General features: G+C 50.3%; 13 protein-coding genes. 3 read left to right on the forward strand and 10 right to left on the reverse strand.

The window, feature by feature from the left end; genetic code table 11:
• Positions 1–58 precede the first annotated feature (58 nt).
• Together glgA and glgP are read left to right on the forward strand one after the other, a co-directional pair.
• Positions 59–1,489 (forward strand): glycogen synthase GlgA, encoded by a 1,431-nt coding sequence (gene glgA / locus CPY98_RS19315; RefSeq protein WP_046448835.1) that lies wholly within the window; start codon positions 59–61, stop codon positions 1,487–1,489.
• 94 nt (positions 1,490–1,583) lie between these two features.
• The gene (glgP, locus tag CPY98_RS19320; protein ID WP_096388621.1) at positions 1,584–4,031 is read left to right on the forward strand and encodes a glycogen phosphorylase; all 2,448 of its coding nucleotides are present in this window, start codon (positions 1,584–1,586) and stop codon (positions 4,029–4,031) included.
• Between the two features lie 129 nt (positions 4,032–4,160).
• Here the strand turns inward: glgP and glpD are convergent, their stop codons facing one another.
• From glpD to glpE, 6 genes are all read right to left on the reverse strand, one after another.
• Positions 4,161–5,645 (reverse strand): glycerol-3-phosphate dehydrogenase, encoded by a 1,485-nt coding sequence (glpD, locus tag CPY98_RS19325; RefSeq protein WP_025799362.1) that lies wholly within the window; start codon positions 5,643–5,645, stop codon positions 4,161–4,163.
• Positions 5,646–5,887: 242 nt separating this feature from the next.
• Positions 5,888–6,289: a type II TA system antitoxin MqsA family protein gene (locus CPY98_RS19330; RefSeq protein WP_226930139.1), complete on the reverse strand. Its 402-nt coding sequence runs from the start codon at positions 6,287–6,289 to the stop codon at positions 5,888–5,890.
• Entirely contained in the window at positions 6,273–6,584 is a 312-nt protein-coding gene (locus CPY98_RS19335) for a type II toxin-antitoxin system MqsR family toxin (RefSeq protein ID WP_096388622.1), read from the reverse strand. The genes CPY98_RS19330 and CPY98_RS19335 overlap by 17 nt, the downstream gene beginning before the upstream one ends.
• Positions 6,585–6,839: 255 nt before the next feature.
• Entirely contained in the window at positions 6,840–7,598 is a 759-nt protein-coding gene (locus CPY98_RS19340) for a DeoR/GlpR family transcriptional regulator (protein ID WP_025799366.1), read from the reverse strand.
• Positions 7,599–7,644: 46 nt separating this feature from the next.
• Positions 7,645–8,481: a rhomboid family intramembrane serine protease GlpG gene (gene glpG, locus CPY98_RS19345; RefSeq protein WP_043489475.1), complete on the reverse strand. Its 837-nt coding sequence runs from the start codon at positions 8,479–8,481 to the stop codon at positions 7,645–7,647.
• A gap of 47 nt (positions 8,482–8,528) precedes the next feature.
• Positions 8,529–8,858 (reverse strand): thiosulfate sulfurtransferase GlpE, encoded by a 330-nt coding sequence (gene glpE, locus CPY98_RS19350; protein WP_096388623.1) that lies wholly within the window; start codon positions 8,856–8,858, stop codon positions 8,529–8,531.
• Between the two features lie 273 nt (positions 8,859–9,131).
• Between glpE and CPY98_RS19355 the strand changes: the two genes are divergently transcribed.
• The gene (locus CPY98_RS19355; RefSeq protein WP_043489478.1) at positions 9,132–9,563 is read left to right on the forward strand and encodes a hypothetical protein; all 432 of its coding nucleotides are present in this window, start codon (positions 9,132–9,134) and stop codon (positions 9,561–9,563) included.
• A 135-nt stretch (positions 9,564–9,698) separates the two neighbouring features.
• On the opposite strand, the gene ugpQ is transcribed toward CPY98_RS19355, so the two are convergent.
• From ugpQ to ugpA, 4 genes are read right to left on the reverse strand one after another with little or no spacing between them, the layout of a single operon-like run.
• Entirely contained in the window at positions 9,699–10,457 is a 759-nt protein-coding gene (ugpQ, locus tag CPY98_RS19360) for a glycerophosphodiester phosphodiesterase (RefSeq protein WP_025799373.1), read from the reverse strand.
• A 33-nt stretch (positions 10,458–10,490) separates the two neighbouring features.
• The gene (locus CPY98_RS19365) at positions 10,491–11,567 is read right to left on the reverse strand and encodes a sn-glycerol-3-phosphate import ATP-binding protein UgpC (RefSeq protein ID WP_096388624.1); all 1,077 of its coding nucleotides are present in this window, start codon (positions 11,565–11,567) and stop codon (positions 10,491–10,493) included.
• 4 nt (positions 11,568–11,571) lie between these two features.
• Positions 11,572–12,417 (reverse strand): sn-glycerol-3-phosphate ABC transporter permease UgpE, encoded by an 846-nt coding sequence (gene ugpE / locus CPY98_RS19370; protein ID WP_025799379.1) that lies wholly within the window; start codon positions 12,415–12,417, stop codon positions 11,572–11,574.
• Positions 12,414–13,301 carry a sn-glycerol-3-phosphate ABC transporter permease UgpA gene (gene ugpA, locus CPY98_RS19375; protein ID WP_025799382.1) on the reverse strand — a complete coding sequence of 296 codons (888 nt, stop codon included), beginning with the start codon at positions 13,299–13,301 and terminating at the stop codon, positions 12,414–12,416. Before ugpA ends, ugpE begins: the two co-directional genes overlap by 4 nt.
• Between the last annotated feature and the right edge of the window lie 58 nt (positions 13,302–13,359).

Below are 13,359 nucleotides of genomic sequence, written 5' to 3' on the forward strand. Positions count from 1 at the left end.
GCTCCCTGCAAACAGAAAAGCGGATGGGAGCAACCGCCACTCTGACTGAGGACTACCGATGTACGTATTGCACGTCTGTTCCGAACTGTTTCCCCTGCTTAAAACAGGTGGATTAGCCGACGTTGTCGGTGCAATGCCTGCTGCGCAAATTGCTCAGGGAGCGAATGTCCGCGTTCTTCTCCCTGGGTTTCCGGCGCTGAAAGAGGGTATCCCTGAAACCCATGAAGTCGCCACGCTGGATACCTTTGCCGGTCGCGTTACGCTGCGTTTTGGTCATTATCAAGGCGTGGGTATCTATTTGATTGATGCCCCGCATCTTTATGACCGCCCCGGCAGCCCGTATCACGATCAGGCGATGTATGCCTACTCTGACAACCATCGGCGTTTCGGTTTGCTGGGATGGGTTGCGGCAGAGCTAGCCAGCGGCTGTGACCACTTTTGGCGTCCACAGGTCGTTCATGCTCATGATTGGCATGCAGGCCTTGCCTGCGCGTATCTGGCGGCGCGTGGTCGCCCTGCTCGCTCTGTATTTACCGTGCACAATCTTGCCTATCAGGGCTTATTTTCAGCCCATCACATGGCTGAGCTGTATCTACCACAGGATTTCTTCCAGATTTATGGGCTGGAATTCTATGGCCAAATCTCATTCTTAAAAGCCGGGCTGTTTTACGCCGATCACGTCACCACGGTCAGCCCTACCTATGCAAAAGAAATCACCCGCCCTGAATTCGCCTATGGCATGGAAGGGCTATTACAGCAGCTTGAACGCGAAGGCAGGCTTAGCGGCATTCTCAACGGCGTTGATGATGCTATTTGGGATCCCGCGACCGATAAACTCATCGCCAACTGCTATCAGCGGGAAAATCTCAAAGAGAAGGCGCTAAACAAACAGCATCTGCAAACCGCCATGGGGTTAGACGTCGATCCGGAGAAACCGATCTTTGCGGTTGTCAGCCGTTTAACCAGCCAAAAGGGATTGGATTTAGTGCTTGAAGCGCTGCCCACGCTATTAAACGGCGGAGGGCAGCTAGCGCTGCTCGGTGCGGGCGATGCTCCTTTACAAGAGGCATTTCTGGCCGCTGCGGCCGCCTATCCCGGTCAGGTTGGCGTGCAAATCGGTTATCACGAAGCCTTCTCACATCGAATCATTGCGGGATCCGACGTTATTTTAGTTCCGAGCCGCTTTGAGCCCTGCGGGCTGACCCAACTGTACGGACTGAAATACGGCACCCTGCCACTGGTGCGCCATACCGGCGGTTTAGCCGACACGGTGAACGACTGCTCGCTGGAAAATCTCTCCGAAGGCAGCGCCAGCGGTTTTGTCTTTAATGACTGTGATGCCAAAGATTTGTCGAATGCGCTACGCCGCGCCTTTGTTCTCTGGACGCGCCCAACGCTGTGGCGCTACGTGCAGCGCCAAGCCATGGCGCAAAACTTCAGCTGGGAAAAAGCGGCCGTGAGCTATTTAGATCTCTACCGCCGACTTTAGCCAGATACAGAATTCATCGGCATGGCTGGCGCTAATTGCATGACTTGCCATCGATGCTGTAACCCATATTTTTCATTATCGGGGTGTACTGATTATGACTTCACCGTTTAGCTATACTTCGCCCGTTGTCAGCGTCGAGGCGCTTAAACACTCGATTGCTTACAAACTGATGTTTGTGGTTGGTAAAGATCCGTCCATCGCTAACCAGCATGACTGGTTAAACGCCACGCTATTCGCGGTGCGAGACAGAATGGTCGAGCGCTGGCTACGTTCCACACGCGCTCAGTTCTCGCAGGATGTACGCCAGGTTTACTACCTTTCTATGGAGTTTTTGCTTGGTCGCACGCTTTCTAACGCCTTAATGGCGATGGGCGTGTATGACGAAACCAAGCAAGCCTTAGACGAAATGGGACTCGACCTTGAAGAGCTTATCGATGAAGAGATCGACCCAGGTCTTGGCAACGGTGGCCTTGGTCGATTAGCGGCCTGTTTTCTCGATTCCATGGCAACGCTCGCCCTACCAGCACGCGGCTACGGTATCCGCTATGAATACGGCATGTTCAAACAGAACATCGTTAATGGGCAGCAGGCGGAGTCCCCCGATAACTGGCTGGAATACGGCAATGCATGGGAGTTTGTGCGGCATAACACGCGCTATCGAGTTCGATTCGGTGGACGTATTCAGCAAGAGGGCAATCGCGCCCGCTGGTTGGAAACTGAAGAAGTGCTGGCGCTAGCTTTTGACCAAATTATTCCAGGCTTTGACACCGATGCGACTAACACTCTGCGTTTATGGTCAGCGCGCGCCAGTAGCGAAATCAATTTAGGTAAGTTTAATCAGGGCGATTACTTTGCCGCGGTAGAGGATAAAAACCACTCGGAAAACGTGTCCCGCGTGCTCTACCCGGACGATTCAACCTATTCAGGCCGTGAGCTGCGCCTGCGTCAGGAATACTTCCTCGTCTCCGCGACGGTGCAAGATATTCTCCATCATCATTGGCAAACGCATCACACTTTGCAGAATCTCGCCGAGAAAATTGCCATCCACCTGAACGACACCCACCCAGTGCTTTCGATTCCCGAATTAATGCGGCTACTCATTGACGATCATAAATTCACGTGGGAAAGCGCTTGGTCTATCGTGGTGCAGGTTTTCTCCTACACCAACCATACGTTAATGAGCGAAGCCCTCGAAACGTGGCCGGTAGACATGTTGGGCAAAATTTTACCGCGCCATCTACAGCTTATTTTCCAGATCAACGACCATTTCCTGAAAGACGTGAAAGAGCAATATCCTAATGATGATGCGTTGCTGTCACGCGTTTCTATTATCGATGAAACCAATGGCCGTCGCGTGCGTATGGCATGGTTGGCGGTGATTGCCAGCCATAAAGTAAACGGTGTATCTGAGCTGCATTCCGAACTGATGGTGCAATCACTGTTTGCCGATTTTGCTCGTCTGTTCCCGAACCGTTTCTGCAATAAAACCAACGGTGTCACTCCACGTCGCTGGCTGGCGCTGGCTAACCAGCCGCTGTCAAAAGTGCTGGATGAAAACATCGGACAAAGATGGCGCACCGATTTAAGCCAGCTTAATGAGCTGTTAGCGCACATCGACTACCCGACCTTCATTCGCGATGTGCAACAGGCCAAGCTGCACAATAAAAAACAGCTCGCCGTATACGTCGCGCAAAAGCTTAATGTAGTGCTAGATCCTAATGCGCTATTCGACGTGCAGATCAAAAGGATCCACGAATATAAGCGCCAATTGCTGAACGTGTTGCATGTCATCACCCACTACAATCGTATCCTGCAAGATCCTGAAAACGATTGGACACCACGGGTGAAGATCTTTGCCGGTAAAGCGGCCTCGGCCTATTACAACGCTAAGCAAATAATCCATTTGATCAACGATGTGGCTAAAGTGATCAACAACGATGAGCGCATCAAAGGCAAGCTCAAAGTTGTTTTCATCCCTAACTATGGCGTCAGTTTGGCACAGATGATTATTCCAGCCGCCGATCTTTCAGAGCAGATTTCCACGGCGGGCACCGAAGCATCGGGTACTAGCAACATGAAATTTGCGCTCAACGGCGCATTAACTATCGGCACGTTAGACGGCGCAAACGTGGAAATGCTCAATCACGTAGGTGAAGAGAATATCTTTATCTTCGGCAATACCACCGAGCAGGTTGAAACGCTGCGTAATAATGGCTATAACCCGCGCCAAATCTACGAACAGGATCCTGAGCTAAACCAAGCGCTCACCCAAATTGCGACGGGCGCCTTCAGCCCTGAAGATCCGCGCCGCTATGCAAGCCTCTTTGATTCATTGGTGAACTTCGGCGATCACTATCAGCTACTGGCGGATTACCGTAGCTATATTGATACACAAGACAAAGTGGATGAGCTTTATAAAACGCCAAATGAATGGACACACCGCGCGGTGATGAATATCGCCAATATGGGATATTTCTCGTCTGACCGAACGATTCAGGAGTACGCGGATGAGATATGGAATATTAAAGCGGTGAAGTTGTAGAGAACGAAGAAAAGCCCCCCTTTCAGCCTCCCCCTTCGCAGGGGGAGGAGCCGATTGAGGATCTTACAAGCATCACCGAACAGTTCCCTCCCCTGTGAAGGGGAGGGCTAGGGTGGGGTCATGCAGTCATTATGACTTATGCTCTGCCAGCCACTGCGCGACGCGCTGTTTCTGGGCATCATCCAGCCACATACCTAACTTGGTTCGGCGCCAGATCGCATCATCAAGCTCAACCACCCACTCTTCGGCAACCAGATAACGCAGCTCAGCTTCATACAGATGATGGCCAAAGTGCTCGCCCAGATCTTCCAGCGATTGCGCAGTTCCGATCAGTTGTTCAGCGCGAGTGCCGTAAGTGCGCACGTAGCGGCGGGCTAACGCTTCTGGCAACCACGTAAAGCGGCGACGCAGCTGCGCTGCATAGCTATCACGATCGGTGCCTAAATCGCCCCCCGGCAATACACCGTTTTTAGTCCATGCAGGACCACAGTTATCGTAATAACCAGACAGTTTTTCTAGCGCATGTTCAGCCAGTTTACGATAGGTGGTGAGCTTACCGCCAAATACGGAAAGCAGCGGCGCTTTACCATCCTGATCGTGCACGTCGAGCGTATAGTCACGGGTGATCGCCTGTGGAGAATCTGATTCGTCATCACACAGCGGACGCACACCGGAATAAGTCCAGACGATGTCGTCTTTGCTCAACTGTTTCTTGAAGTGATCGTTATAAACCTTCAGCAGGTAATTCACTTCATTATCATCAATCTTCACATCATGCGGATCGCCGTTATATTCCACGTCGGTAGTCCCGATGATAGAAAACTCATCCATCCACGGGATCACAAAGACAATACGATGATCTTCGTTTTGCAGGATATAAGCCTGCGGCTGATTATGAACACGCGGAACCACAATATGGCTACCTTTGATCAGACGGATACCATAAGGGGATTTCAGCTCTAATCCGTTATCGAAGAAATGTTTAACCCATGGGCCGGTGGCATTCACCAGACCTTTGGCACGCCAGGTAAAGACTTCACCCGTGTCTGCGTTTTTGGCTTCAACCACCCACAATCCATTTTCACGATAGGCGCGAGTGACCTGAGTACGAGTGCGAACTTCACCACCCCGCACCACAACTTCTTGCGCGTTTAACAGCACCAGACGAGCATCATCAACCCAGCAATCTGAATACTCAAACCCACGCGTTAAGCTGGATTTCAAGACTGATTCAGGGCCAAAGCGCAGGCCTTTGCTGCTTGGTAAGCTGGTACGTTTGCCCAAATGATCATAAAGGAACAAGCCTGTACGAATCATCCAAGCTGGGCGCAAATGTGGCTGATGTGGTAAGCGGAAACGCATCGGGAAGGCGATATGCGGCGCAAGTTTCAGCAGAACTTCACGCTCTGCCAAGGCTTCGCTCACCAAACGAAACTCATAGTGTTCAAGATAGCGCAGGCCACCGTGGATTAATTTGGAGCTCGCAGATGACGTGGCACAGGCCAAATCTTTAGCCTCCAGCATCAGAACGGAAAGCCCGCGTCCTGCCGCATCCGCAGCGATACCGGCACCGTTAATGCCACCACCGATAACGATCAAGTCTTTGGTTTCCACTTTCCCCTCCGGATGCTCGAAACAGTTCTAATTTTGTCGTTGATGATAGAAAAACAATCGAATAATGTTCGTTTACGAGCATTATAATACTCACAAACAAACATTAGCGCCAGAAATTAACCAAACAAAAACATTTCAGCGTGATGAAGATAACAGTTGAGAGATAATAAAATTACATACTGTGTGGGTATTAGAAAGCATAGCCGCCCAAGCTGATAAACTTAGGCGTCGAAAGGGAAAGACTAGTTACGAATTTCTTCGAGCAATTCTGGATATTTATCAAGCAATTTTAACAACTTGATGGTCGATACATGGGGCAGCGCTTTGCCTGTTTCGTAGCGCGAAAATGCGTTCACACCGCCGCCAAAGATCTCACCGGCTTCACTTTGGGAAAGGTTCAGCTTTTTTCGCATTGCCACCACGTACTCAGGATCGATGATGGAAGCATTAACCTGCTTGTTGAACTCCGTCAAAATGCTGTCGATACGCAGAGATTCTTCTTTAAAAATCACACCTTCCCCGCAGTCTAAACACCAGTCAGCGCCCCATGCCTTGATTATCATCGTTTGGCCTTTATAGGTGTAGGGAGTATCACGGTACTCCTTCACCGTGTTGGACGATCCACATTCAGGACATATCATCATCTAGCTCCTTAAAAGACACGATTAACACTTCATCCACTACCGTTAGTTTCAGATAGAGAGATACCTTTTCCAGATGGCAGTGGTACACATCCTGCCAAATTTTGTGGTTTTGATACGTTGTCATACTTTTATAAAAGTCTTTAGCAGATAACTCACTCACGACTCGATACATATCTGCACAGCTAAAATCGAGGCGCTTCGCATTCAAATAAGCGACTTTTGTGGCTTTAATCATCCCCTTCCCAATCAAACTCCGTACCTTTTCCAAGCTACAATGCGGCGTTCGCTTCTCCATCGGCTCTCCTTAGCAATATAACCTAATAGGTTAATTTGATCGATTAATAAACCATCAATAACAATTTATTGGAGCTTAAAATTGACTCAAGGACAGCCGCACGTAACTGCGAAACCGATTCAGAGAAATTCGTGAGACTTACAGCGCTGCAGGCGCTTTTGGAATCCACCGCGCATTAAAAAGCTATGGGAAAAGACAAAACAAAACGCACAGACCAAACTGGCTCTGTGCGTTTAGAAATAGAGAGGGAAAGGCTTAGCAGATTTCGAGCTGAACTTCGTGCTGCTCAATGATTTTCTGAATACTGGCCGGTGGCTGTTCATCGGTGAACAGGTAATCAATCAGATCCATGTTGCCTAGATTCACCATCGCATTACGGCCGAATTTAGAATGGTCAGTCACTAAAATGACGCAGCGTGAGTTTTCGATAATAGCGCGCTTGGTGCGTACTTCATGGTAATCAAACTCCAGCAATGAGCCGTCCATATCAATACCGCTGATACCGAGAATGCCGTAATCCAAACGGAACTGAGAGATAAAATCTAGCGTGGCTTCACCCATGATGCCGCCGTCACGGGTTCGCACTTCGCCACCCGCCAGTATCAATCGAAAGTCTTCTTTGCCCATCAGCAAAGTCGCAACGTTAAGGTTGTTGGTGACGACACGCAAATTACGATGATTCAGCAATGCATGCGCGACCGCTTCCGGCGTGGTGCCAATATCAATAAACAGCGTGGCACCATCAGGGATCAGGCTGGCAACGTGCTGTGCGATACGCGCTTTTTCCGCCGACCACATGATTTTGCGATCGTGATAAGCCGCATTCACCGAGCTGGATGGAAGTGCTGCGCCACCGTGATGACGCTGAATTTTGTTTTGCTCCGCCAAGTCGTTCAGATCGCGGCGAATCGTCTGCGGGCTCACCGCAAAGTGCTCGACCAACTCTTCCGTGCTCACATATCCTTGCTGGCGAACGAGATCGATTATCGCGTCATGGCGCTGTGTCTGCTTCACATCAATTCCCCTGAGTTACCGGATGTCCGGCGGTTAGACGTTGCTCTTACGCTGATGTCTTGCGCTGATGATGGGCATCCCAAAACGCCATCAACAGTCCAATCACTAAGCCTGCAATATGCGCACCGTTTGCGACCGACATTCCAAACCAATCAAAATGTCCGGCCACCAGCCATAGCACTGAAAAAACCATCAGGCCCCGTGGCATATTGATACCCATTTGCGGAGCGCGTTCACCACACCACCACACATAGCCCATCAACGCATACACGACGCCAGACAGACCACCAAAATTAGACCCACTAAACAGTGACTGCGCCCAGCCGCTCATAAAGGCCGCAACTAACGCAATTTGCAACAGCTTGCCTGCACCTAAGCGTTTTTCAACCTGCCCACCAAGATACCACCACCACATGAGATTAAAGATGATGTGCACCGCTGAGAAATGCAAAAACGCATGGCTCACCCAGCGCCAAACCTGAAAATATTGGCTTGAATCTGCGGGCCACGCTAGCCAGTTCATGACGGTTTCATCACCCAGCATTAGCATTAACAGGTAGACCACTACGCAGATAGCCGTAACTCCTACCGTTAAGGGGCCGGTCTGTCGGGTAAAACTTTTCAGATAGCTAAAGCTGCCATATTTCAAGCCGCTGTGCGTTGATCCCGCATGCCAGCTGGCCGCCTGATAGCGCGGATGCAAAGGCTCTTGCAAAAAGCGCGCAAGCTCTTGTTCAACCTGCGTCTGTTGAGCGTCGTCAGCGAGCCAAAGCACAACCTCGTCGTTGTGTACTTCTAACTCTAAACGCACGCCCTGCGTCGCCATATAATCAATAAACGCCTGCGCCAGCCTTGGGTTAGGCAGGGAAATAATACGAACCATGAATACCTGCTTGTTAAAATTGGCACCCTACTGATGCCTAATTGGCGCTACAGGGATGAGCTATCGACCTGCTGCGGATAAGCACGGGCCCATGCTTCAAATCCGCCATCGATGCTGTATACCTCTTCAAATCCTTGGTGCAGCAAATACTGCGCTGCGCCACGGCTGCTATTACCGTGATAGCACATCACCATCACCGGTGTATCGAATTCATTGTTTTGCATGAAGTTTTGCAGCGTTTCATTGGTCAAATGAAATGCGCCTTGGGCATGCCCGGCGGCATAGCTCTGCGGATCGCGAATATCCACCAACGCTACACCCGATTGTTGTAACTTTTGCTGTGCCTGTTCAACTGAAATAACGACAAACTGTTCCATAACACCATTCCATTACTGTATTCAAATTGCCCGCATTGTAACGAACATGTTACTGACAAAAAACCGCATTAAGCATATGGAATTGTTGCTAAAACCGTAGGACACAACAACCTAAAGACCATCAAGAGATTGCGGTTTTTAGCCAGAAATGCAAGAACTAAACGAGCGATTACGAAAATTCATGGTATTTAATCGCTCATTTTTCCCTTATCTTGCCACGCAAACCAAGGCGAAATGCCATAGACTTAAGGGAATAGCATCACAGGAGGTCTTATGAAAAACCTAATTCGTGCTGTGCTCCCCGCTCTGTTGCTCTCTCCATTGTCACTTTTTTGCAGTGTAAATGCCTATGCGCAGTCGGCCGTCATACAGCAGCAACAGCAAATGATCCAACAACAGCAACAAGGTTTCCAAAACCAAAACAGCAGTTTCAATCAACAGCAGTTGCGTAATACGCAAACTCAAATCCAGCGAGATAATCAAGCGCAGCAGATACACCAGTTGAATGAAAACATGCGTCTGAATGCCGATCAGCAATGGCAAAATAACAATCAGCAGCGCATGCTCAATAATCAGAACCGCCAACAACGTCAACAGCAGCTACAACTTAATCAGATGGATCAGCAGAAAAAAGTGAATAATCAAAGAATGCTGAACCAGCAAAATACCGTGGATCAGAATAGAAAAAATAACGGTGGGCAGTAGGCCATATATATCGAATGGCCCCCTCCCTAACCCTCCCCTTAGCAGGGGAGGGAACTGTTCGGTGATGTTTGTAAGAATCTCGATCTGCCCCTCCCCCTGCCAAGGGGGAGGTTGGGAGGGGGTCAGCTCTCCAATTTAGAGAGATTCACGGTCTGCAAAATCAGCACCGATCACATCAATTTTATCAGTACAGATGCAATCAACGCCCCAATCCAGCAGCAATCGGGCGCGTTTCGGGTTATTCACCGTGTACACCAGAATACGCAGCCCGGCAGCTTTGATATCCGCAACGCGTTCCGCAGTCAGCTCATTGTGATCGATATGCAATGAAACGCAGCCTAAGCGCGTGGTTAACGCCAGCCACTCTTCATCCCATGTTTCAAGCAGCAAACCGCGTGGCAATTCAGGAACCGCTTCTTGCGCCGCGGCCAATGACTCAACCGAAAAAGAGGAGAGCAAAGGCGGAACCGGATGCGTTGCCCATAGCGTTTTCGCCGCTAGTGCAACGACCCGCCCTGTTTCACGTTCAACGCCGGTCGTGGGTTTAATCTCAATATTCGCCGCTAGGCCAAATTCACGACAGCGATCGGCAACCTGCGAGAGCAGCGGCAAAGGTTCATCGCGGAACGCGCGGCCAAACCAGCCTCCGGCATCGAGACTCACCAGTTTTTCCCAAGGCAAATCACCGGCGACGCCCCAACCATTAGTGGTACGTTCCAGATTATCGTCGTGCAGCAAAAAAATTTGCCCATCGGCGCTAAGTTTGGCATCAAACTCAATCATTTTATGCCCATACTCCGCGCCAATATCAATGGCCGCTAAGGTGTTCTCTGGCGCCAGTTTGCCACCACCGCGGTGGGCGATAATTTTTGGATAGGGCCAATATGTTGTCATCTTGTACTCCGCCATAAAGGCTTTACTTCAGGTTCACGGCTCAATACGCAAACCGGTTGTTATATCGAAGAAATGCAGGTTTTCCTGTGGCAGAACCAACCGCAGTTCGCTTCCTGACTCAGGGAGAATTTGATGAGGCAAGCGCAGGATCACGCCGTGCTCCCCCCACCGCCCGTGCGCTAGATTATCGGCGCCCAGCAATTCCAACGTCATTACCGTAAACGGGTTTCCGCCTTCTGACTCAGCCGCACGACGCAGATGCTCAGGACGAATACCGAGCGTCAGCGCTTGCCCTGCCAGCTTGTTCAATGGCTGTTCTAGCCGCAGCTGCGGGCCATTGTTAACCTCGAAAGTCAGTCCGTCTGCGCTAATCTGACCATCAAGCAGATTCATCGCAGGCGATCCCATAAAACCAGCGACAAAGCGACTGGCTGGGCGATGATAAATCTCGGTCGGCGTTCCTATCTGCTCAGCGACACCCTTGTTAAGCACAATCACGCGCTGGGCGAGCGTCATGGCCTCAACCTGATCATGCGTCACATACAGGCTGGTCGTTTTTAAGCGGCGGTGCAACTGTTGCAGCTCAAGGCGCATCTGAACGCGCAGTTTTGCATCAAGATTGGATAACGGTTCGTCGAACAGGAATACCGCTGGCTCACGCACGATTGCGCGCCCCATCGCGACTCGCTGGCGTTGCCCGCCAGATAGCTCGCTTGGCTTGCGGGTTAAGTGCGGCCCTAATTCAAGAATAGCGGCCACCTCTTCCACCTTAGTGCGAATGAGCTCTTTGCCCAAACCGCGAATTTTCAGGCCGTAGGCCATATTATCAAATACGCTCATGTGCGGATAAAGCGCATAGTTTTGGAACACCATCGCCACGCCGCGATCTTTAGGTTCTTTATGCGTCACGCGATCGTCATCGATATAAATATCACCGCCTGTGGCTTCTTCAAGCCCGGCAACCATCCGTAGCAGCGTCGATTTCCCACAGCCAGACGGGCCAACCATCACGATAAACTCACCGTCGGCAACATCCAGATCGATCCCTTTGATTATCGCATTCTTGCCGTCATAGCTTTTGCTAACGGTCTGTAATTTTAAACGTGCCATTCAGTTATTTCTCGCTATCAACCAGACCACGGACGAACCAGCGCTGCATACCCAATACCACCAACAGCGGTGGTAATAGCGTCATCAGCAATGCGGCCATCACAAGTTGCCACTGCGTTGCGCTTTCTCCACTGGAGATGGCGCTTTTAATACCCGCGACCGCCGTTCCCATTGAGGGATCGCTAGTTATCAGCAATGGCCAAAGATATTGATTCCACCCATAGATAAACGTAATAACAAACAGCGCCGCTAAATTCGTTTTAGAAAGTGGAAACAGCACATCGCGGAAAAAGCGCATCGGCCCCGCACCGTCGATACGCGCAGCCTCTAGCAGCTCATGCGGCAACGTCATAAAAAACTGTCGAAATAAAAACGTGGCGGTTGCCGAAGCCATCAGCGGCAGCGTTAATCCCGTGTAGCTATCCATCAGATTTAGGTTTGCCATCACTTCAACCGTGGGAAATATCCTCACCTCGACCGGCAACATTAGAGTGATGAATATCAACCAGAAGAATAGGTTACGCAATGGAAAACGGAAATAGACAATGGCAAATGCTGAAAGCATCGAGACCGTAATTTTCCCCACCGTAATCACGAGCGCCATAATAAAGCTATTCATCAACTGAATGCCAAACGGTGCTCCAGCGCTACCCACGCCCTGATGCCAAACCTGCGAAACGTTATGCCACAGCTGTGAACCGGGGATCAGCGTCATCGGCACATCAAACACCTGTTGCTTATCGAGCGTTGCAGCAACGAACGCCACATACAGCGGGAATAAAATCACCATCACGCCCAACACCAGCATAATGTGGCAAAACACATCTAAGCCTTTACGGTTCTCAATCATTGGTAACGTACCTTACGCTCAACGTAGCGGAATTGGATCAGGGTTAACGCAATGACCATCAGCATCAGAACCACCGACTGCGCGGCTGAGCTGGAAAGATCGAGCCCCGCAAATCCTTCACGGTAGATTTTATAAATCAGCGTTGTCGTGGATTGCCCTGGCCCACCGCCGGTGGCTGCATCAATAACCGGAAAGGTGTCGAAGAAGGCGTAAACCAGATTAACCACCAACAAGAAGAAGCTCACCGGAGAAATCAGCGGCAACACAATATGAAAGAAGCGGCGAATCGGCCCCGCACCATCGATGGCGGCAGCTTCGAGCAAAGACTTAGGCACAGACTGTAATGCGGCGAGGAAAAACAAGAAGTTATAGCTCACCTGTTTCCATACCGAGGCCAGCACCACCAAAAACATGGCCTGACCGCTGTTTTGTGCATGGTTCCAGTTATAGCCCATCGCGCCAAGAAAATGCGATACCAGCCCCAGTCCCGGATTAAACAAAAACATCCACAGCACGGCGGCGATAGTGGGCGCAACCGCGTAAGGCAAGATAAACAAGGTTTGATAAATGCGGCGACCGCGCAAAACATGATTCACCAGCGCGGCAAAAAATAGCGACAGCACCAATCCAAAAAATGTGACCAAGCCGCTAAACCATAGCGTGGTGCGAAACGCGCCCAAATAGTAAGGATCGTGCCAAAGCGAAACAAAGTTTTGCCAACCGACAAACTCACTGGAAAGGCCGAAAGGATCGAGACTTTGTACCGAATACCACAGCGCTTCACCCGCAGGCCACAGGAAGAAAATCGCGGTGATTAAAAGCTGTGGAGCCACCAGCGCATAGGGCAACCAGCTGCATTTAAACGTGGGAGTTAGGGAACTCATAACACCTCAAAATTTGCTACCAGATACAGGCACCTGCCAATCACCTCATCTCTAAGGC

This window comes from Hafnia sp. CBA7124 (assembly GCF_002355555.1).
Lineage (GTDB): Bacteria > Pseudomonadota > Gammaproteobacteria > Enterobacterales > Enterobacteriaceae > Hafnia > Hafnia alvei.